This is a genomic window from Parasphingopyxis marina, assembly GCF_014237875.1.
Classification (GTDB): Bacteria; Pseudomonadota; Alphaproteobacteria; order Sphingomonadales; family Sphingomonadaceae; genus Parasphingopyxis; species Parasphingopyxis marina.
This window is the reverse complement of sequence record NZ_JACJVJ010000001.1, coordinates 992,938-1,012,187: the sequence shown is the minus strand read 5'-3', so window position 1 is coordinate 1,012,187 and position 19,250 is coordinate 992,938. Positions and strand designations below refer to the sequence as shown.

Sequence of the window (19,250 nt, the reverse complement as noted above, 5' to 3'; positions counted from 1 at the left end):
TCCTTATATCATGGTCTCGGGCCCGTGTCTTCGCCCGTCTGTGCGGGCGAGGTTGACGGACCCGCGTTACGCGTCCGCCAGCGGCAGGGTAGCGCGGTTGAAGAACAGTGCCTGCGCGATCGCGGCCTTTACCGTCGAATGCAGGAACGGCTTGGTAATCAGAAAGGCCGGTTCGGGGCGCTCGCCGGTCAGCAGCCGTTCCGGAAAGGCGGTAATGAAGATCACCGGTACGTCGATCTCCGTCAGAATGTCCTGCACCGCATCGATGCCCGAACTGTCGTCGGCCAGTTGAATATCGGCGAGGACGAGGCCAGGGGCCTTGGCATGGGCCTCCGCGACCGCTTCGTCGCGTGTCACGGCGATACCCGTCACCTCATGGCCGACATCGCGGACGATGCTTTCCAGGTCCATCGCGATGATCGGTTCGTCTTCGATGATCAGCACATCGGTCTTGAGCTGCCCCTCGATCTCGGCGCGCGCATCGGCGATCAGGGCTTCGACCTCCAGCACCGGCCGATCGAGCAGATAGCCGATGTCGGCGATGCCGAAGCCTTCGACCTCGGCCAGCAAAAGCGCCTGGCGCGAAACCATGTCGATCATTGCCAGGCGCGCGCTCGCGATTCCTTCGCGTTCACGCTCATCGGCAATATTTTCCGTCGCGACATCGGCATTGCGGGTCGAGGCCCAGACGTCGAGAAATTGCCGATACAGGCCCAGCCGCGGATCGACGTCGGTGGGAAACATGTCCGGCGCGGCAACGATCGTTTCCAGCGTCAGGCGGACGAACGCGTCCCCTTGTTGCTGATTTCCGGTCAATGCGCGCGAAAAGCGCCTCAGAAGCGGCAGATGCGGTGCCAGTTGCTCACCCAGTGACGCCATCGATAGTCTCTCCCTCCCACGGGTAATAAGATCATTGCGTAGGCGCTCGCGCCGACACAACTCAAGAGCAAAGGTCTTGGTACGGAACCAATGAGAGCCTGATTTGTTTCCATTTTCAGAATTTAGAGTCTTGCAAAGGATTGGTGCGGTATAAATTCCCGGTTGCGCTGCGAAACGCGATATGGCTAGGAAAGGCTCGGAATAGTAGGGCTAGTGGAGATTGACCGGTTTGGCTTCGGAAGGCGACAGAGCGGGGACGCCCCGGCACCCCGACAAGGGGCGCCGCGCTGGCGAAGAGAAACCGGGGGACGCCGACGATATCGGCGACGCCCTCCGCTCCGTCTATGACGACGCTGTCAAGGAAGACATCCCTTCGGAAATGCTGGAACTGCTCGGCAAGCTCAACTGAGCCCCGCCTTTCCAACCGGCAGGCGGTACTGGCATGACATCCGGGAACGGTTCCCACACTCATCTGAGAACGCGGCTGGCCGCGCTGCCGACCGGTCTCAAGATGCTGATTCTGCTGAGCTTGGCGCTACTGCCCCTCGGACTTGTCGCAATCGTGTCATCGATCCAGGCGGCCGACGGGGCCCGCGAGAGCCGTAATTCCGGGGCGCGGCTGCTCGCCGAAGCCAGCGCCCGGCAACTGACCGACGCCATCGACCGTACCGAAATCAGCCTGAGAGCGGCGACAACCGCGTTTCCGAGCGTCCATCCCGCCAGCGATGCAGGCTGTATGCTGACGCTCGACGCGCTGGCCGCAATCGAGGATTATGAAGTCCAGTACGCCATCATCGACGATATCCACGATGCCAACTGCGTCAGCGAAGGCTTTATGCCCCCGCCGATCCCGGTCCTCCCGGCCGAACAGGCGGCCGCGGTGTCGCTGAACGCCGAGGATGGCTCGGTAATGCTGGTGGTGTCCGGTCCCATGCAACATCCGATAGGCATGGCCGTGCTTCCTCCTGAAACAGTCAGGGCCTTGAGCGAACCCGCTGAACTGATCGACCAGTTCAGTATCTCGCTGATCCAGGACGATGCCGAGCATGTCGTGCATCCCTGGCGATCGGAGGTGGATGAACGCAATGTCGACCAGCTTCACGAAGCTGTCGCCGACGGCCAGCTTACCCTCGTCATGGCCTATAATGCGGTGCCACTCCGGCCCGCAGAGAGGCTCTCGGTCGCGCTGCCGATCCTGATGTGGCTTGCCGCAGCGGTGCTCGGCTGGATAGCCGTTGGGCGGCTGTTGCTCACGCCGCTCTCCCACCTGCGCCGGGCGGTGATCGAACATGGAGCATATGGCGGCGATTTCGAGCTTTCGGACGATCCCATATCGGCCATCGAGATTCGCGACCTCGGCCGGGCCTTCGACGAGGCCGTGGTCCAGCTGCGAGACAATGAGGTGAAGCTCGCCGCCGGCCTGACCGAACAGACGCGACTGACCCGCGAGGTCCACCACCGGGTCAAGAACAACCTCCAGATCGTAGCGAGCTTGCTGAGCCTGCACGCGCGCTCGGCCAAGTCGGAAGACAGTGCCGCGGCCTATGCGTCGATCCAGCGCCGGGTCGACGCGCTGGCGATCGTCCAGCGCAACCTGTTCGCCGAACTCGACAAGGCCGAAGGCCTGCCGATCCGTCCGGTATTGGCCGAGCTGGCATCGGGCCTGCAGCAAAGCGCGCCGCCCGATACCCGGATCGCCATCACTCTGGACGTCGCGGCCATTCGTGTCGGCCAGGACATTGCCGCGCCGGTTGCCTTTCTTGTCACGGAGCTCGTGGAACTGGCGATGCTGTGCGAAAAAAATGTCGACATCGCGATAGCGGTTACGACGCTGTCAGAGGATTGTGCGCAGCTCTGCCTGATCGCTCCGGCGCTGGAAACCGCTTCCATACGGCCCGAATCCGTCCGGTATCAGCGGGTTACCGAAGGGCTGGCACGGCAGTTGCGATCCGCGCTGCACGAAACCGAAAAAGGCACCAGATTCTGCATCGAAATTCCCTATCTGTAGCGCAAAACGGAAAAACCTGCATATTTTTGTCCAATTAAATATCTGATAAATAAGACTTTTCGATATTTTTTGAATTTTCGCATTTTTTTTCGGAACCAAAGCCCGCGAGCGTCGTTTTCTTACTCGGATAGCGACCTTTTTGCCCCCCCGCTCTCGCTATCCAAACAGATTAACCCGGAGACGCTTCCATCCCCCCCGGACAGCGTCTCCGGGTTTAATTTTATCCTTTTCAGACGGCAGGCCGGCTACCTTCGGAACCGAAGACGTTCTACGGCATTGAAACACTGGCTGCGGATCGCCCACGGCCAGCAGAGGAGTGGTATCATGCGTCATCTGATTTCCATCGCCATCGTAACCGCCGCCCTGGCGGTTTCGGCGTGCAATACCGTCGCCGGTGTCGGCCGCGATGTGCAAAGCGTCGGCGAGACCGTCGAAGACGTCGCCGAATAGTCCGCTTCGCCGATTCTCAAACGAGGCTGTCGGGAATCCAGAAATAGGGACTGCCGAAACGCCGCGCTCGGCCGAGCTGATAGGGGACTACAAACCCCTTGCGCTCGCCGGGTGCCCCGTTGCTGTTGGCAAAGGCCAGCTGTTGCCAGTCGGCGAGCCGGGCATCCGCTCCCAGCGCGCCGTCGGAGACCCGATTCCACAGATCGCCGCGAAAATGGCCGATCGATCCGGCCCGTTCCGTCCATAGAAAGCCAAGCTCGGTATCCCAATCGAAACTTCGGCCGTTGATATTCGCCGAGGAGAGCAGGCAGGCGTCGGTGTCCGCGACCACCAGTTTGGCGTGAATATAGATGATGCCGGAGCCGAAGGCGGTGCCGCGGCTATCCTCGAAATCGCGTTCCTCGCCATTCGCCCGGCGGTCGCGCACCAAGGTGAACAGCCCGACCCGGTCCGGTCCGCCGGCGCGCGCGATGCGCCCTAATGCGCGCGCCTGAAGATATTCGCCGTGGCGATGGGCGGGATTTCTGCCTTCCCCGAGAAAGGCGATCTCCTCGGGCACATTGGCAATCAGCACGATCACTTCGAGATCGGGATGCGCCGCGAGCGCCTCTATCACCCAGTCCGCCGCCGCCTTGGAACGAAAAAACTGCGCCTCGATATAGAGGCATCGCCGGGCCGAACCGATGAGCGCGCGGTGCGCTTCGCGAATTTCGCGGATATGCGCCACGGGGCCCGTCGCGAACAGCGCGCGCGATTTGCGCGAGCGCGTGCGCACAAGCTGGACGGTCGCCGCCCCCTGCCCTTCGCGTGTGTCCCCGAAGTCCGCAGAGGCAATCTCGGTCAGCGGATCGGGATTGAGGGTCCGCTCGGCGCCTCCCGTCCATTCGGCGACGATCGCGGCGAAGCGCGGTAGCTCCCTATTCCACAGGTCGGCAAAATGGCGAGCGACGTCGTGCGCCGCTCGCCCTTCGATCCGGGCCGACAGATCGTGCCATGTGTCGTCGGCCTGGCGGTCATGGTCTGAATCGTCCCACCGCCGTTCGTCGAGATCCAGTCCACCGACAAAGGCCGTGCGCCCGTCGACGACCGCACATTTCTGATGATAAGTCGCCGGCCAGAGCCGCGGCGGCGGCCCCGGCCGCCAGCCATGCGGGCGCTTGCCCTTCCATTTCAACCAGCGCCACAGGCCGGGGCGGACGTCGAAGACATGCTCTTCCTCCCCCAGCCGCCCGAGCAGTTTTTCGATCAGCCGCCGCAAGCGCCAACGCAGGGCGAGGCGCAACATCTGCCGCCACCCCCAACCGATTTCGCCTTCATGCTGGATGACGAGGATCTGGAGCCGAGACTGGGCCGCCTCCGGCAGGGCATCACGAACCTCGCGAATCTTGCGAAAGCTGTTCCACGAGCCGGCATGGAGACGATCGGCCATCACCGGTTCGAAATCGGAAAGCAGAAGCCTGACCTCGACCCCGCGCTCGACGGTCGCCGCGATCAGGTCCGACCAGCGCTTGAGCCCCTGGCTGCGGGCCGCATCCGCGCGCAAACGCGTATCGGGATTGAAAACCCGAAAGCCGAGCCAGACGCTTTCCTTCGCCTCAAGCATCGCCTCTTCGAGCCGTGGGTACATTTCGGCCGCTTCGATCAACGGGGTGACGGAGCAGCCGGACCGGGGCGGAAAAGGAGGCTCGCCGCCGGTCGCCCCCTGCAGGAACGGCTCTTCGCCGCTCACGCCGATTGCGATTTCCGCCGCTTCCGGTCGGTGAACCAGATGATGAGCAGCGTTATCTCGAACAACAGGCATAGCGGAACAGCGAGCATCAACTGGGTGATCGGATCGGGCGGCGTGAACACCGCCGCGATAATGAATACCAGCACGATGATATAGCGGCGCGCCTTTACCAGCTGCTGGCGATCGACGAGCCCGGCGCGGTTCAGCAGCAGGAGCAACACCGGTAGCAGGAACGCAATTCCGAAAATCAGGATGAAGCGCATGACGAGCGACAGATAGTCGCCGATCGCCGGCAGCGCTTCCTGGTCGAGCCCGGCGACATCGCCCTGATAGGCGAGGAAGAAGCGAAACGCGGTCGGCATCACCACATAATAAGCAAGCGCCGCGCCGGCGGTGAACAGGATCGGGGTCGCGATCAGGAACGGCAGGAAGGCGCGCTTCTCGTTCTTATAGAGCCCCGGCGCGACAAAGGCCCAGATCTGCATAGCTATGAGCGGAAAGGCGATCACAAAGGCTCCGAACATCGCGACTTTGATCTCAACGAAAAAGGCCTCGTAGAGTTGCGTGTAGATCAGCCGCCCTTCGCCATCGGCAAAGGCTTCCTGCAGCGGACGCACGAGAAATTCGAAGATTTCGGTCGCAAAATAGAAGCATAGGCCAAAGGCAGCGGCGAAGCCGATCATGCACCACAGGAGCCGGTTCCTCAGTTCGATCAGGTGATCGAGCAGCGGCGCCGAGCTTTCGTCGATCTCGTTGTCTCGATCGCTCACGACTTGTTTTCCGGTTCATCGTCGGGAGCCGGGGGCGGTTCCGCGGAATTTTCCGTGCGCGGCGTTTCGGAAACGGCCATTCCTTCCACGTGCCGGTCGTCGCCCTGTTCGCTATTGCCGCGTTCGCCATCGTCCACCGACGGATGCTCGCGCATGATCTTGGCGTTTTTCTCCGCCCAGATCTTTTCCTGCTCGTCGACCTCGGCCTCGCGGATCATCGCGTCGATGCCGACCCGGAAATGGCCGGTCATCTTGCGCAATTGCCCGATCCACCGGCCAGCCGTGCGCATCGCCAGCGGCAGATCCTTCGGCCCGATGACGACAAGCGCCACCATCGCGACAAGCAACAATTCGGTGGCCCCGATATCGAACATGGTGTCCCGACGTCCTAAAGCCCGCGAAGCCGAAGCCGTCGCTCCGGCAGCGCGTGCATGCCAGCGGCCCGGTGAGCCGCGCTATCCAAGATCAGCTGGTGCTGCCGTCTTCGCGCGCCGGTTCGGCGACAGGCTCTGCGGGCGCCGGAGCCGGTTGCGAAGCGATACGCGGCGCTTCGGCGGTGGAACCGGAACCGGCTCCATCTTCGTCGTCGCGCAGGCCTTTCTTGAAGCTGGTGATTCCCTTGGCGAGATCACCCATCATGTCGGAAATACGCCCCCGCCCGAAAAACAGGACGATGAGCAGAACAACGATAACAATTTGCCACGGACCTAAAGCCATGAATTTTCTCCTTATCCGCGGCCTAGTTAGTCATCCTGTTCGGCGGATTCCAGTTCGTCGGAGGTGTCCATTTCCATGGCCTCCAGCGCGGCATCCACAGGATCGAGCAGCCCGGCAGCTTTGAGATCGTCAAGACCGGGTAGGTCGCGACGGCTTTCTAGACCGAAATGCGAGAGAAATACAGGGGTTGTCGCATAGATGAGCGGCCGGCCCGGAACTTCGCGGCGGCCCGCCGGGCGCACCCATCCGGCTTCCATGAGCACATCGAGCGTACCCTTGGATATCTGGACGCCGCGAATCGCCTCGATTTCCGCGCGGCTGACGGGCTCGTGATAGGCGATAATGGCCAGGGTTTCGGTCGCCGCGCGGCTCAGCTTACGGGGTTCCTCGCGCTCCCGCCGCAGCACATGGGCCATGTCCGGAGAGGTTTCGAAATGCCAGCGCCGACCGCGCTCGACGAGATGGATGCCGCGCGCCGCATAGTGATCCGTCAGCGCATCGATCGCGGATTTCACATCGACATCCTCGCCGACCGCCTGCTGGATATCGTTCTGGGTGAGCGGCTCTTCGGCCGCGAACAGCGTCGCCTCAACGGAGCGGATATCGTCGGTGATCTCGGTCATTCGGGTTTTCTCACCATAAGGTCGGCAAAATGGTCGGCCTGTTTCAGCTGGGCCTTGCCCTGACGGGCCAGCTCCAGCGCGGCGACGAAGCTCGATGCCAGCGCCGATTTGCGATAGCCGCGATCATCGCTTTCGGGGAGGAAGCTCTGCAGCGCCGCCCATTCCACCGAATGGCCGAGCATCCTTTCGAGCCGCTCCAGCGCCGCCTCCAGCGTCATCACCGGGCGAAGGGCGACGACATGGACGGCAGGCTCGGTCCGCGCGCGGATCTGGCCATAGGCCGAGATGATATCGTAGAGTTCGGCCTGCCACAGGCTCTTGCGGACGACCCGGATACCTTCGGGCGCGCCGCGCAGGAACACGTCGCGACCGATCCTGTTCCGCGCCATCACGCGCGCGCCGGCCTCGCGCATCGCGTTAAGGCGCTGCAGGCGAAGCTGGAGGCGAAGCGCCAATTCCTCGGGACTCGGATCCTCCTGTTCTTCCTTGGGGAGCAGCAGACAGGATTTGAGATAGGCGAGCCAGGCCGCCATCACGAGATAATCGGCCGCGATTTCGAGCTTCAGCGCCTTGGCATCGGTGATGAAGGCCAGATATTGCTCGACCAGTTCGAGGATCGAGATTTCCCGCAGATCGACCTTCTGCGTGCGGGCGAGGCTCAACAACAGGTCGAGCGGTCCTTCCCAGCCATCCAGATCGAGCGTCAGCCGCTCGGATTCGGCTACCTCCGGTGCATCTTCGAACATTTCTCCGGTCACGGCGTCCATGCGGCAAGGGATACTCCGCCCCGCCCCCCGATCAAGCTCTCCCGTCCCGCAACCTGTGTATCAGATTGGCGTCTTTTCGCGGCGTTGCGGGCGATCAGGCGACCGCCAGCAAGGCATCGCGCTTGGCGACAAGCTCGTCCAGCTCGCCGATATCCGCATCAAGCCGGATCCCCGCCACAGCCCGTTCGAGCCGCGCGCGCGAAACATCGGAAATATCATCCAGCGCTTCGACCGTTGCCTGCATCTCGTCGAGCCGCGCCCAGCAATTGAGCGCGATATCGCAGCCCGCCGCGATCGCCTGCGCTGCAAGGTCGGCGCGATCGCCCTTGAGCGCCTTCATGTCGAGATCGTCGGAGAAAAGCAGGCCATCGAAACCGATTTGCCCGCGGATCACAGTTTCGATCACCGTCGGCGAGAGCGTCGCACAATGCTCGCTGTCCCAGGCTTCGAACACGATATGCGCGGTCATCGCCATCGGTGCGCCGGAAAGACTTTTGAAAGGCGCAAGATCGATCTCGAGCTCTTCGGTGGTTGCGACAACGCGCGGCAGCGATTTGTGGGAATCGACCATCGCCCGGCCATGGCCGGGGATATGCTTGACGATGCCCATGATGCCCGCCTCCGCCATCCCGTCCAGAACCGCGCGGCCGAGCGCCGCCACCCGCATTGGCTCGGTTCCAAGCGCCCGGTCGCCGATCACATCGCTCGCGCCCGGCTGGCGGACATCGAGCAGCGGCAGGCAATCCACCGTCACGCCGCATTCGGCCAAGGTCAGCGCGATCGCCTTGGCATTGACCCGCGCGGCCTCGATCGCGGAGACCGGCGCCTTCTCGTAAAGCTTGTCGAATGCCGCCCAGGGCGGAAATTCGGGCCAGACCGGCGGCTTCATCCGCGCCACGCGGCCGCCTTCCTGATCGATCAGGATCGGGACATTCTCGCGGCCCGAAACCTCCCGCAATGTATCGGTCAGCGCGCGCAGCTGCGTCTTATCGGCGATATTGCGCGCGAAGAGTATATAGCCCGCCGGATCCGCCTCGCGAAACAGGGCACGCTCGTCATCGATCAGCGCTTTGCCGGCCATGCCGAAGACAACGGGTTTCATCGTCCGCCCGCCCGACAGGTCCGGCTGGCTCGCTCCGTCAATTGACGACGACGCTGCACGCCTGGCCTGCTCCGCGCAGGTTGGCGCAGAGCGACCGCGCGGCTTCACGCGAGGCGGCTGCGGCGCGCAAGCGGTAGAGCGTCCGCCCGCCCGCCTGGACCGGCGTAACCGTGCGGCTCAGCGGCCGCAGCGACGCGTGGCCGCCGCTGATCTGTGCCCAGGCGCTGTTGGCCGCAGCCTCGCTGGAAAAGGCGCCGAGCTGGACCAGCCGGCCGCTCGACGTGCTGATGGCAGCGGTCTGCGAAGCGGGCGCAGGCTGTTGCGGCGCCGATTCGGCCAGCGGGCGATCATTGGCCGGAATGCGAGCCGTGGAGCTGCCGGTGGCGGGCGCAGAACCTTCCGCGATCCGCCGGCCCTGTACGGGCGGTTCGGGAACCGCGGTGCGATCGATCCGGCCCTCGGGGCTGCCGCCCTCGCTCGCAGCAAAGGCGGCGTCGCCCTCGCCTTCCACTTCCATGCCTCCGGCCTCGCTCGGCCGGACGCGGTAATCTTCATCGGGCGCGGCGATGATTTCGATTCCGTCGGGCGAGCCCGCCGGGCCGCGCATCCAGAAATAGCCGCCCACGAATAGCGCGATCAGCAGCAGCACGCCGAGCACGCCGGCCACCAGCTTGATGAGACTGATTCCCTCATCCTCGTCCTCTTCCACAGCCTCGAGCCAGGGAAGCCGATCCTCGTCGGCCGGGTCGAGCGCGCCTTCACTCATCATTCACTCCATTTCCTCGACGGCCTCGACCCCCATGATCGCAAGACCGTTGCGAATAATCTGCCCGATTCCCTCGGCCAATGCCAGCCGTGCCCGGGTCAAATCGGGCGCATCGGCGACCAACAGGCGCTTTTCCGGATGATCGTTGCCGCGGTTCCAGAGCGCGTGAAATTCGGCCGCGAGATCGCCGAGATAAAAGGCGATTCGGTGCGGCTCATGGGCATTTGCAGCGGCTTCCGCGATACGTGGGAATTGGGCGGCGCGCTTGACCAGCGCCAGTTCCTCGGCGTCAAGCAGCGAGAGATCCGCCGCGCCGCCGATCTCTATGCCCTCGGCCTGCGCCCTGCGATGGACCGAACGGATACGGGCATGGGCATATTGGACGTAGAAGACGGGATTGTCCTTCGACGCCTCCACCACCTTGGCGAAATCGAAATCCATCTGCGCATCGGCCTTGCGCGTCAGCATGGTGAAGCGAACGACATCCTTGCCGACTTCCTCGACGACATCGGCAAGCGTCACGAAGCTTCCCGAGCGCTTCGACATCTTCACCGGCTCGCCGTCGCGCAGCAGCCGGACCATCTGGACGAGTTTGACGTCGAACTCGGTCTTGCCGTCGGTCAGCGCTTCGACCGCCGCCTTGATCCGCTTCACGGTGCCGGCATGGTCGGCGCCCCAGATGTCGATCAGCATGTCGGCCGACTGGCTTTTCTGAAAATGATAGGCGAGATCGGCGCCGAAATAGGTCCAGCTGCCGTCCGACTTGCGGATCGGGCGATCCTGGTCGTCGCCAAATCGGGTCGAGCGGAACAAGGGCAGCTCGACCGGTTCCCAATCGTCCAGCGTCTTGCCCTTGGGCGCTTCGAGAATGCCGTCATAGACGAGATCGCGCTTGCGAAGTTCGGCCTCGGCCGCCTCGGGCTTGCCTGCGGCGTGCACGGCGGCCTCCGACGCGAACACTTCCTGCGCAATACCGAGCAAGCCGAGATCGGCGCGGATTAGGTCCATCATCGCGGCGACCGAATGTTCCCGGAACAGCGCCAGCCATTGCGTCTCTTCGGACGCCGCATAGCGATCGCCGAATTCGGCGGCGAGCGCTTCGCCCACGGGTTTCAGATATTCGCCCGGATACAGGCCTTCTGGGATTTCTCCGATATCCTCGCCCAGCGCTTCGCGGTAGCGCAGATGGGTGGACCGGGCGAGGATATCGACCTGCCCGCCGGCATCGTTGATATAATATTCGCGCGTTACGGCGTGTCCGGTAAATTCGAGCAGGCCCGCCAGCGCGTCGCCGACCACCGCGCCCCGGCAATGCCCCATGTGAAGCGGCCCCGTCGGGTTGGCCGAGACATATTCGATATTGACCGTCTTGCCCGCGCCCATCGCCGAGCGGCCATAATTTTCGCCCGCGGCCGCAATCGCGCGCAGTTCCTCGCGCCAGGCATCGTCGACAAGGCGGATATTGATGAAGCCAGGCCCGGCGACCTCGGCCCCGGCGACGCTATCGAACCGCGCAATCTTGGGCGCGATTATCATCGCGAGCTCGCGCGGATTCTTGCCGGCAGGCTTGGCCAGCACCATTGCCACATTGGTTGCGAGATCGCCATGAGAGGGATCACGCGGCGGTTCGACGGCGACATTCTTGCGGTCGAGCCCGGCCGGCAAATCCCCGGCCTCCTCCAGATGATCGAGAATGGCGCCGATATGACCGGCGAACTCGGAATAGATGGTCACTGTTTGTCCCTGCTTGTGCGAGGAGGCGCGATTAGACGATCCGGAGGCGTCCGGCAATTCCGCCGTCCCGGCCGCCCGCGAAAGACCTATTCGCGCTGCCAGTCCGGCCGCGTCATGCCGACGAAGCGGTCCCCCAGATCGTCGGTGTTGCGGGCCAGGATATCGCGCAGGCACGCGGTGTCGGTCATGATATCGAGGCCGCGCTGGGTGAAGGTTTCGCGGCGAATATCCTCGTCTCCCCAGACATGTTCGGAAAGCAGCGGATTGGTTAGCGCCTGGGAAAAGGCGTCCATCGCCACCATCGCGGTGAGAAGGTCTGGCAGCGGACCATTTTTTTCGCGCGGCTCGGCGAAAAGCCCGGTGTAAAATTCCAGGCCGTCGACCGATCCGTAAAGCACCTTCAGCGCCGCGGCGAGCGCGGTGCGGCGTTCCTGCTCGGCTGGATCTTTCGATTTGCCGACCAGCGTCGCGAAATCCTTGGGCACCTTCTTGCCCATTGCCCTGCGATAGGCCGCATAACCCTGCAACTTGTTGGTCTGCGATTGCTTCAGCGCGTTCATCTCTGCCTTGCGCATGAACTCGGCGGCGTTGCCGAGGCCGAGTTCGGTCGCCGGGTTGGCGGAAATATCTGCAAAGGCGCTGGCCAGCCCGCCTTCCAGCAATACCCTGTTGTCGAGCAGCAGCGCATCGCCACCGATCTCCACATCCGCCCAGCGCATCGTTCGCGGGACCAGCGAATGCCAGCGATAGAGCAAGGTGAATTCGATGGTCATCCAGTTTTCACGGTTCCAGCCGGCCTTCCAGGCGACTTCCGGCCAGGCCTTCAGCTTGATCTTCGCGGTGCTGACATGATTGATATATTCCTCGACGACGAGCTTGATGAACATCACGATCATCACATTGCGGACTGTTTCGAAGACCCGGTCGTCGTCCCAATGCGGGTGATCCTGTTCGAATAGGCCCGCGATGCGGTTATGCTCGCGCAGGAACAGGACGTTCATCATCGCAGTCTGCGGCGCGGCATTGACCCGGTCCCCGCCCACCGCAAGCAGCGTCGCTCGCATTTCGGGTGACGTATTGTCGATACCGAGGGGCGTATCGAGCAGCGGCTTTCCGCTGGCGGGATCGAGGAATTGCGGATCGATCTCGTTGCCGCCGGGCAGGAAGAGGCGCAGCGGCCATTCCTCGCCGGCAATGGTCTCCGATTTCAGCCGGCCCCTTTCGCCCATTTGTTCCGACCGCCGGCGCAGCGCCAAGGTCTGCCACTCGCCGCGCCCATAGAGCGTACTGAGATCGATCTCGTGATTTGACGTCGTCCGGGTGCGGTCCTCCTCGGCCTCGATATTGGAAAGGCGGGTGCGCAGGAAACCGTCGGTCAGATATTGCGCGAAGGCCGGAAACAGGCAGGTCGATTTCGGGCAGAGACGTTGATCGCCCGGCCCGGCAATGAACAGGCCGGTGACATCCTCGCGAGGCGGCAATACCGGCTGATGCGCGCCGGGCCAGTTGGTGCTGGGCAGCAACCGGCCGAAATAGTTGCGATCCTTGAGGCCGGGCCAGCTGACATAGTCGCCACGCGTGCTCCAGGGATGGGGGCGATTGCGGCAGCGGCCGACCAGCCGGTTGATCAGGAACGCATTGGTTTTCCGTTTGCCGAGAACGCCCTTGAGGATCGCGGTGCCGACATCTTCGAGGAACCCTCCCATATGGTTTCCCTCCCTGTGTGCGGTGCCGCCTTCCCCCTCTGCGCGCCGCATAGGAGCGAATGAATAGCATCTTTCGGCCCCGAAACGTAGCGCGGCTAGGTCCATCGGGGACTGAAACGCCGCCCCGGATCGGGAATACTAGTCCGTGGCGGAATGCTGTTTCGAGGGCGCCACATGGTCGCTATCGACCGGATGGCCGAGCTCGGCCAGGACGATCTGGATGCGGCGGAGAATGTCGCCGTCATGATCGCCCATTCCTTCTTCCTCGGCGACTTCCAGTTCGCGCACGTCATAGGCCCATTGTCTGAGCGCGGAGATTTTCTGCGCTTCGCTGAGCCGCACATCGGCGGCGACCTCTTCCGGCCCGGCATAAGCGCTCGCGGGGTCGCTGACGGAAGCGCCAGGTTCGGCCATCGGCCTAGCCCTGCACCTGTTCTTCGATCGACGCGATATCGCCCTCGGTGAAGAGATAATCCTTCAATTCCTTCTCGAAATCGGAATTGTTGCGACGCAGCCATTCGATGACCATCGCGGCATGCTCCATCTCTTCGCGCATATTGTGAAGAAGGATTGCCTTGAGCGAGGCATCCTCGCAATCGTCGGCGCGCTGGCGGTACCAGTCGACGGCTTCCAGCTCCTCCATCAGCGAGACGATGGCGTGATGCATCGAAAGGGTTTCGGTGGAAAGCTTTTCGCGCGGGGCGTGAAGAGTATCGCTGGCCATGGTCGCTTCTCCCATTAACGGTCGTCACCCTTGCTATGCCGGATGCGGCGAAACGCCGCAACGGACTAGCCCGCCTAAAAGCCTTCGGGCAGTTCGACCTCGCCGACCGCTTCGCGATAGCAACGAATCGCGTAGCTGTCGGTCATCCCGGCGATGAAATCGGCGATATGCCGCGCGCGGTGCGGCGCATCGGCCGGCAGGGCGGCGCGCCAGTCCGCCGGCATCAGGTCGGGATCGGCCGCATAGGCGTCGTAAAGGCCCGTCACGATATGGCGCGCGACTTCGGCCACCTCCTCCTGCATCGGATGCTCGTACATATTGGCATAGAGGAACGCCTTGAGCGCGCGTTCATGGCCCGCGCCCTCGTTCGAAAAGCCGGCCAGCGGCTTCCCCGCGCCCCGAACATCGTCGGCGGTTTCGACGCCGGCATCGGCGACGCGGCGGCGCGTTTCTTCGATCAGGTCGTTGACCATCACGCCAATCTGTTCGCGGATCAGTTCCGATACGAGAAGGTCCGGCCCCGCGCCGGGGAAGCGGCTTGCCGCGCGCTCCCATAGCCGGGCGACGCCGGGAATAGCGAGTAGCGCCTCGCGGCTGAACAGGCCGGCGCGCAGGCCGTCGTCGATATCATGATTGTCATAGGCAATATCGTCGGCAAGCGCCGCGACCTGCGCCTCCAGGCTGGAAAAGCCGTTGAGTTCCAATGGAAATTCAGAATCCGCCTCGGCCAGCGCCCAAGGCGGATCGGCGACCGGCCCGTTATGCTTGGCCAGCCCTTCGAGGGTTTCCCAGCTGAGGTTCAACCCGTCGAAAAGCGGGTAACGGCGTTCGAGCCTCGTCAGCATCCGCACCGTCTGCGCATTGTGATCGAAGCCGCCGGCCCCTGCGAGCGCAAGCTCCAGCGCGTCCTCTCCGGCATGGCCGAAAGGCGGATGGCCGATATCGTGCGCGAGGCACAATGCCTCGGTGAGATCTTCGTTCAGCCCGAGCGCGCGCGCCACCGTGCGGCCGATCTGCGCGACCTCCAGGCTGTGGGTCAGGCGGACACGGAAATGATCGCCATCGGGGGCGACGAACACTTGGGTCTTGCCGCGCAAGCGCCGGAAGGCGACCGAGTGGATGATCCGGTCCCGATCCCTTTGAAAAGCGTCGCGCGGGCCCCGCGTCTCGTCACGGCCTTCGTCGTGCAAGCGCCCACGCGAAGCGCGCGGGTCCGAAGCGTAGGGCGCGAGCATCAGCGAGGATTGAGGCGCGAAACCTCTTGCCCGTCATCGCTATGGAAGATGTAGCCCTCGACTCCTTCTTCGGCAGCGGCGTTCAGGAAGGCCTGGGCGTCGGCGCGGCTGTCGAACGGGCCGACGAGCAACCGGTTGGTCGCGTTGAGCGGCGTATACCATGCGGTCCGGCCTTCGAAAGCGCTCGGGGCCTGGCGGGAGAACTGGCGGAAGGTGAAACGCAGCGCATCGATCTGCTGGCCGATCGCGACCTGCGCCCAATAGCGGGCGGGGTGCGAAGGCGCGGCCGGCGCGGCAGCTTCCGGCGGCGCATCGCCGGGCCGCCGCGCATCGGCGGTTGGCTGGGGCGAAGCCCCCTCGTCATAGAGGCGCGGGATCGCCTCGCCTTCGCCGCTCCGCCAGCGCAGGGCGGCGATTCCGCCCTCGGCCAGCGCATTGATGAATGCCTGCGCTTCCGCCCCTGTATCGAAGGGTCCGACGAGCAGCCGGTTGGTCTGGCCCAGCGGCGCATACCAGCCTTCATAGCCATCGAAGACCGCATTCGCGCGGGCATAGCGGCGATAGGTGAAGCGCAGCCCGTCCATCGTCGGCCCGGTTGCGAGTTGCACCCAGTTGCGGGCCGGTTCGGCCTGCGCGGCCTCGTTCCGCGCCGGTGCCGGTGGAGGCGGCGGCGGTGGCGGTGGAGGCGGCGGCGGCGGCGGTGAAGGTCTCGGTGTCGTTGGCGGTGGAGGAGCCGCAGCAACCACCCTCGCTGGCAGCAAGGATTCCGGCCGGGTTTCGGGCCCCGCAGGTTCCGCCGTTCGCTCCTCGCGCGCCCGGGACCGCAATTCGCTCGCCAAGTCGGTCAGCGAGAAACGCGTATCGAGGACGGTGTCCCCTTCGGAACCAGGACCGGAGGCTTGGGCAGCGCTGAATCCGGGCGTCGGGGCAGGCGTCTGCGGTTCGGACCGAGAGGGCGGAGGCACCTCCCGCGCGGCCGGTGGAGGCGTTGGTGGCGCAGGCGCGGGAGGAGGCGGAGGAGTAGGTCGTGGTGGTGGAGGCGGTGGAGGAGGCGGCGGCGCCGGGATTTCAGCTTGCGCCACCTCGGCATCGCTGGCGACACCGGGACGCCGCCGTACCTGCGTCTCGCTGCCGCGAAGCCGCCGTTGCCGCGCTTCCTGGCGTTCGCGGCGGCGTTGTTCGCGGCGGGTTTCGCGGCGCTGCTCGGCCTCGGTGCGCGGCCCCAGCGCCGTTCCCTGCGGCACGAGACCGGCACCGGGCGTACCGAGACTGGCAAATTCGGGAAAATCGGAGAGCGCATAGCGCGGCCCTGTGCCGTTCACCGGGAAATTGCCGAAATGCACGGCCTGCGCCTTGCCAGCATCGCTGAGGGTCGGGAGTTGCGAGAGATAGGGGGTAAGAATTTGGAGCTGCCTGCGCGGCATGGCAACCGATGCCGCCTCAATGGCTTCCCGGACATCCTCCGCCGTCATCCCGATGACGAAAGCCCGCGTTCGCCACGCCGACATATCCTGCGCGCGCAGCAGCGGATCGAGCACCTCCAGCGCCCCGGCCCTGTCGCCGGTAATACCGAGGCTGATCGCCAGCCGCTTGACGAGTTCGGGAGTGGAGCCGCGCGCCATCGCCGCCCGGTAATCGGCCTGGGCGAGTTCCGGCTGGCCGAGCAGATCGTAGGCAAAGCCGCGATCCGCCACATAATCGGCGAGCGATGCGCCAAGTTGCTGGGCCTCGCGAAACCGCTGCATCGCCTCGAGCGGCCGTTCGAGACGAACGAGCGCGCGGCCGAGCCCGGCCTTTACCCGTCCATTGCGCGGCGACAGTTCGTTGGCTCGCACGAAAAAGCCGAGCGCAGCATCGGCATCGCCGAGATCGAGCGCTGCCCCGCCCGCCCCAATCAGCGCTTCGCTGTTATTGGGGTTGGTGGCCAGCTGCCCGAGCGAGCTGCTGAGCCTGGCCGCCGCGCCGCCCGGTTGCGACTGGTTCATGAACGGGAACGCATCGCTATTCTGCTGGGCGTGGACCGGCATCGCCGCGCTCGCCAGGAGCAGCGGCAACAGGATTTGGCGCACGCCCCCCCGGCGAAAATCGGCCTTGCTGGATAACATCACGAAGGGATCATAGACGTGGGCTTTCCGGAACGCACGGCATCTCGGGGCGGTCGGCGCGGCAGACCGGTCCTTGCCGACGGCGAACCGGCGCATGCGAACGCCTTCGCTTCCCAAAAAGGGAGCGAAGGCGCCGGAAGCGATCGTCTATTGGTTGTTTTGCCGATTCAGGAAGTGCGGGATATCGAGCGAATCGCCGCCGCTCGATGCCGCCTTCTTCTCTTCGGTTTCGACCTTGGCAGCGCCGCGCGCGATGTTGGACATCCTTTCGAACAGCGTACCGCCGCGTGCCGGTTTGGGGGTAGCTTCGGCCTTGTCGTCTTCGGCAATCCACTTGTTCACGGCCGGCGCGGGCCGTTCGGCAGCCTTTTCCTGGCCGACGATATTGTCGGCGTCGAGCACCAGCTCATCCTCCGCTTCCGCCGAAGGCTGGGCAGCGCTTTCGCCGGTCTCGGCCTTGGGATCGGGAGCGATATGGCGCGGCGCCTCACCCGCAGCGCGCACCGTGAAGGTCGGAGAATTGAAGGCCGGCCGGCGTTCCGATGCGCCCGGCGAAATCACCGTGTCGTCGAACATCCGGGCGGCTTCGGGAGCCTCTGCCGGCGTTTCCAGCGTCAGAGGCTCTTCGGTTTTCGCTTCGATTTCGGGGGCTTCGCCAGCTTCGGAAAGCGGTTCCGCGATTTCATTTTCCGCAGCTATTTCAGGAGCTTCGACCGGTTCAGCTTCATCCTTGGCAAGCGGCACCGTTTCTTCGATCACCTCCTCGGCCACCTCTTCAGCCGGCGTTTCGATATCCTCGGCCTTTTCGCGGGCCGAGGGGAAGGTGAAGACCTTGGCCTGTTCCGGCCGCGGCCGGGCGACCGCATCGGCATCGATACCGGTCGCGACAACCGATACGCGCAGCTTGCCTTCGAGATCGTCGTTGAACGCCGAACCCCAGATGATGTTGGCATCGGGATCGACCAGTTCCTTGATATGGTTGGCCGCTTCGTCGACTTCCATCAGGCGCATGTCCTCGCCGCCGGTGATCGAGATGATGACGCCCTTGGCGCCCTGCATCGAGACACCGTCGAGCAGCGGGTTGGCGATCGCCTTTTCGGCGGCTTCGCGGGCCCGATCGTCGCCTTCGGCTTCGCCGGTCCCCATCATCGCTTTGCCCATTTCCTCCATCACCGAGCGAACATCGGCAAAATCGAGGTTGATCAGGCCCGGCATGACCATCAGGTCGGTAATACCGCGCACGCCCTGCTGGAGTACTTCGTCCGCCATGCGGAAGGCATCCTTGAAGGTCGTGTCGGGGTTGGCGATCAGGAACAGATTCTGGTTGGGAATGACGATCAGCGTATCGACATGCTTTTGCAGCTCTTCGATGCCGGCATCGGCGGATTTCGCCCGGCGGGAGCCTTCGAAGCTGAACGGCTTCGTCACGACGCCGACGGTCAGGATGCCTTTCTTGCGCGCGGCCTCGGCAATGACGGGAGCCGCGCCGGTGCCGGTGCCGCCGCCCATGCCCGCGGCGATGAAGCACATATGGGAACCGTCGAGCGCATCGTCGATCGCGGCGAGGGTTTCCTCAGCGGCCGCGCGCCCGATCTCGGGCCGCGAACCGGCGCCAAGGCCTTCGGTGATCTTCGGCCCGAGCTGGATCCTCGTTCCCGCATCGCTGTGGTTGAGCGCCTGGGCATCGGTATTGGCGACGACGAAATCGACCCCCTGGACATCGGCTTCGATCATGTTCGCGATGGCGTTTCCGCCAGCACCGCCAACGCCGATAACCGAAATTTTCGGCCTCAGCTCGCTAACCTCGCTCCGGGTGAATTCGATGCTCATGACAGTGTGTTCCCCTTGCAAATCTGCATGTCGTTCAACGCGTTAACTAATACTACACCACAGTGACTCGCGGATTCCAGTGAAAAAACACCGCGACTCGTGGAT

The 19,250-nt window shown here is 64.0% G+C and carries 19 protein-coding genes; 3 read left to right on the top strand and 16 right to left on the bottom strand.

All coding sequences use genetic code 11. From position 1 onward, the window contains the following. Positions 1 to 66: 66 nt before the first annotated feature. Complete coding sequence (locus H6P80_RS05040) at positions 67 to 879, bottom strand: response regulator (protein ID WP_185800229.1); 813 nt, start codon at positions 877 to 879, stop codon at positions 67 to 69. Positions 880 to 1,099: 220 nt separating this feature from the next. Here H6P80_RS05040 and H6P80_RS05035 point away from each other — a divergent pair, with 220 nt between their 5' ends. The 3 genes from H6P80_RS05035 to H6P80_RS05025 all read left to right on the top strand — a co-directional run bounded on the left by H6P80_RS05035 (position 1,100) and on the right by H6P80_RS05025 (position 3,337). After that, the gene (locus tag H6P80_RS05035) at positions 1,100 to 1,288 is read left to right on the top strand and encodes a NepR family anti-sigma factor (RefSeq protein ID WP_235973715.1); all 189 of its coding nucleotides are present in this window, start codon (positions 1,100 to 1,102) and stop codon (positions 1,286 to 1,288) included. 33 nt (positions 1,289 to 1,321) lie between these two features. Next, complete coding sequence (locus H6P80_RS05030; RefSeq protein WP_185800228.1) at positions 1,322 to 2,887, top strand: sensor histidine kinase; 1,566 nt, start codon at positions 1,322 to 1,324, stop codon at positions 2,885 to 2,887. A 324-nt stretch (positions 2,888 to 3,211) separates the two neighbouring features. Then, positions 3,212 to 3,337 (top strand): entericidin A/B family lipoprotein, encoded by a 126-nt coding sequence (locus tag H6P80_RS05025; RefSeq protein ID WP_185800227.1) that lies wholly within the window; start codon positions 3,212 to 3,214, stop codon positions 3,335 to 3,337. Between the two features lie 16 nt (positions 3,338 to 3,353). On the opposite strand, the gene H6P80_RS05020 is transcribed toward H6P80_RS05025, so the two are convergent. The 15 genes from H6P80_RS05020 to ftsZ all read right to left on the bottom strand — a co-directional run bounded on the left by H6P80_RS05020 (position 3,354) and on the right by ftsZ (position 19,145). Continuing rightward, a complete protein-coding gene (locus H6P80_RS05020) occupies positions 3,354 to 5,066 on the bottom strand; it encodes a phospholipase D family protein (RefSeq protein ID WP_185800226.1) in 1,713 nt (570 codons plus the stop codon). Further along, complete coding sequence (gene tatC, locus H6P80_RS05015; protein ID WP_185800225.1) at positions 5,063 to 5,836, bottom strand: twin-arginine translocase subunit TatC; 774 nt, start codon at positions 5,834 to 5,836, stop codon at positions 5,063 to 5,065. Before tatC ends, H6P80_RS05020 begins: the two co-directional genes overlap by 4 nt. After that, entirely contained in the window at positions 5,833 to 6,210 is a 378-nt protein-coding gene (gene tatB, locus H6P80_RS16680; RefSeq protein WP_185800224.1) for a Sec-independent protein translocase protein TatB, read from the bottom strand. Before tatB ends, tatC begins: the two co-directional genes overlap by 4 nt. 91 nt (positions 6,211 to 6,301) lie before the next feature. Then, a complete protein-coding gene (locus tag H6P80_RS05005) occupies positions 6,302 to 6,553 on the bottom strand; it encodes a twin-arginine translocase TatA/TatE family subunit (RefSeq protein WP_185800223.1) in 252 nt (83 codons plus the stop codon). A 26-nt stretch (positions 6,554 to 6,579) separates the two neighbouring features. Beyond that, positions 6,580 to 7,176 (bottom strand): SMC-Scp complex subunit ScpB, encoded by a 597-nt coding sequence (gene scpB / locus H6P80_RS05000; protein WP_185800222.1) that lies wholly within the window; start codon positions 7,174 to 7,176, stop codon positions 6,580 to 6,582. Continuing rightward, the gene (locus H6P80_RS04995) at positions 7,173 to 7,943 is read right to left on the bottom strand and encodes a segregation and condensation protein A (RefSeq protein WP_235973714.1); all 771 of its coding nucleotides are present in this window, start codon (positions 7,941 to 7,943) and stop codon (positions 7,173 to 7,175) included. Before H6P80_RS04995 ends, scpB begins: the two co-directional genes overlap by 4 nt. A 94-nt stretch (positions 7,944 to 8,037) precedes the next feature. Then, positions 8,038 to 9,045 carry a beta-N-acetylhexosaminidase gene (gene nagZ, locus H6P80_RS04990; RefSeq protein WP_185800221.1) on the bottom strand — a complete coding sequence of 336 codons (1,008 nt, stop codon included), beginning with the start codon at positions 9,043 to 9,045 and terminating at the stop codon, positions 8,038 to 8,040. 37 nt (positions 9,046 to 9,082) lie between these two features. Further along, positions 9,083 to 9,811, bottom strand: a complete 729-nt coding sequence (locus H6P80_RS04985) for an SPOR domain-containing protein (protein WP_185800220.1) — start codon at positions 9,809 to 9,811, stop codon at positions 9,083 to 9,085. 3 nt (positions 9,812 to 9,814) lie between these two features. After that, on the bottom strand, positions 9,815 to 11,545 hold the full coding sequence (argS, locus tag H6P80_RS04980) for an arginine--tRNA ligase (RefSeq protein ID WP_185800219.1): 1,731 nt from the start codon (positions 11,543 to 11,545) through the stop codon (positions 9,815 to 9,817). An 86-nt stretch (positions 11,546 to 11,631) separates the two neighbouring features. Next, positions 11,632 to 13,251 (bottom strand): peroxidase family protein, encoded by a 1,620-nt coding sequence (locus H6P80_RS04975; protein WP_185800218.1) that lies wholly within the window; start codon positions 13,249 to 13,251, stop codon positions 11,632 to 11,634. A gap of 138 nt (positions 13,252 to 13,389) precedes the next feature. After that, the gene (locus tag H6P80_RS04970; RefSeq protein WP_185800217.1) at positions 13,390 to 13,665 is read right to left on the bottom strand and encodes a hypothetical protein; all 276 of its coding nucleotides are present in this window, start codon (positions 13,663 to 13,665) and stop codon (positions 13,390 to 13,392) included. A gap of 4 nt (positions 13,666 to 13,669) precedes the next feature. Next, complete coding sequence (locus tag H6P80_RS04965) at positions 13,670 to 13,975, bottom strand: ferritin family protein (RefSeq protein ID WP_185800216.1); 306 nt, start codon at positions 13,973 to 13,975, stop codon at positions 13,670 to 13,672. Between the two features lie 74 nt (positions 13,976 to 14,049). Then, entirely contained in the window at positions 14,050 to 15,210 is a 1,161-nt protein-coding gene (locus H6P80_RS04960) for a deoxyguanosinetriphosphate triphosphohydrolase (protein WP_185800215.1), read from the bottom strand. After that, on the bottom strand, positions 15,210 to 17,318 hold the full coding sequence (locus H6P80_RS04955) for a tetratricopeptide repeat protein (RefSeq protein ID WP_185800214.1): 2,109 nt from the start codon (positions 17,316 to 17,318) through the stop codon (positions 15,210 to 15,212). Before H6P80_RS04955 ends, H6P80_RS04960 begins: the two co-directional genes overlap by 1 nt. Before the next feature lie 144 nt (positions 17,319 to 17,462). Then, positions 17,463 to 19,145 (bottom strand): cell division protein FtsZ, encoded by a 1,683-nt coding sequence (ftsZ, locus tag H6P80_RS04950; protein WP_185800213.1) that lies wholly within the window; start codon positions 19,143 to 19,145, stop codon positions 17,463 to 17,465. Between the last annotated feature and the right edge of the window lie 105 nt (positions 19,146 to 19,250).

Excerpts from the sequence above, each read along its gene's own strand:
- ftsZ (WP_185800213.1), bottom strand. The coding sequence starts at position 19,145 with ATGAGCATCGAATTCACCCGGAGCGAGGTTAGCGAGCTGAGGCCGAAA.
- H6P80_RS04960 (WP_185800215.1), bottom strand. The coding sequence starts at position 15,210 with ATGCTCGCGCCCTACGCTTCGGACCCGCGCGCTTCGCGTGGGCGCTTG.
- H6P80_RS05040 (WP_185800229.1), bottom strand. The coding sequence starts at position 879 with ATGGCGTCACTGGGTGAGCAACTGGCACCGCATCTGCCGCTTCTGAGG.
- H6P80_RS05025 (WP_185800227.1), top strand. The coding sequence starts at position 3,212 with ATGCGTCATCTGATTTCCATCGCCATCGTAACCGCCGCCCTGGCGGTT.
- H6P80_RS05030 (WP_185800228.1), top strand. The coding sequence starts at position 1,322 with ATGACATCCGGGAACGGTTCCCACACTCATCTGAGAACGCGGCTGGCC.
- H6P80_RS04965 (WP_185800216.1), bottom strand. The coding sequence starts at position 13,975 with ATGGCCAGCGATACTCTTCACGCCCCGCGCGAAAAGCTTTCCACCGAA.
- H6P80_RS04975 (WP_185800218.1), bottom strand. The coding sequence starts at position 13,251 with ATGGGAGGGTTCCTCGAAGATGTCGGCACCGCGATCCTCAAGGGCGTT.
- scpB (WP_185800222.1), bottom strand. The coding sequence starts at position 7,176 with ATGACCGAGATCACCGACGATATCCGCTCCGTTGAGGCGACGCTGTTC.
- H6P80_RS05005 (WP_185800223.1), bottom strand. The coding sequence starts at position 6,553 with ATGGCTTTAGGTCCGTGGCAAATTGTTATCGTTGTTCTGCTCATCGTC.
- H6P80_RS04970 (WP_185800217.1), bottom strand. The coding sequence starts at position 13,665 with ATGGCCGAACCTGGCGCTTCCGTCAGCGACCCCGCGAGCGCTTATGCC.
- H6P80_RS04995 (WP_235973714.1), bottom strand. The coding sequence starts at position 7,943 with ATGGACGCCGTGACCGGAGAAATGTTCGAAGATGCACCGGAGGTAGCC.
- tatB (WP_185800224.1), bottom strand. The coding sequence starts at position 6,210 with ATGTTCGATATCGGGGCCACCGAATTGTTGCTTGTCGCGATGGTGGCG.
- nagZ (WP_185800221.1), bottom strand. The coding sequence starts at position 9,045 with ATGAAACCCGTTGTCTTCGGCATGGCCGGCAAAGCGCTGATCGATGAC.
- H6P80_RS04985 (WP_185800220.1), bottom strand. The coding sequence starts at position 9,811 with ATGAGTGAAGGCGCGCTCGACCCGGCCGACGAGGATCGGCTTCCCTGG.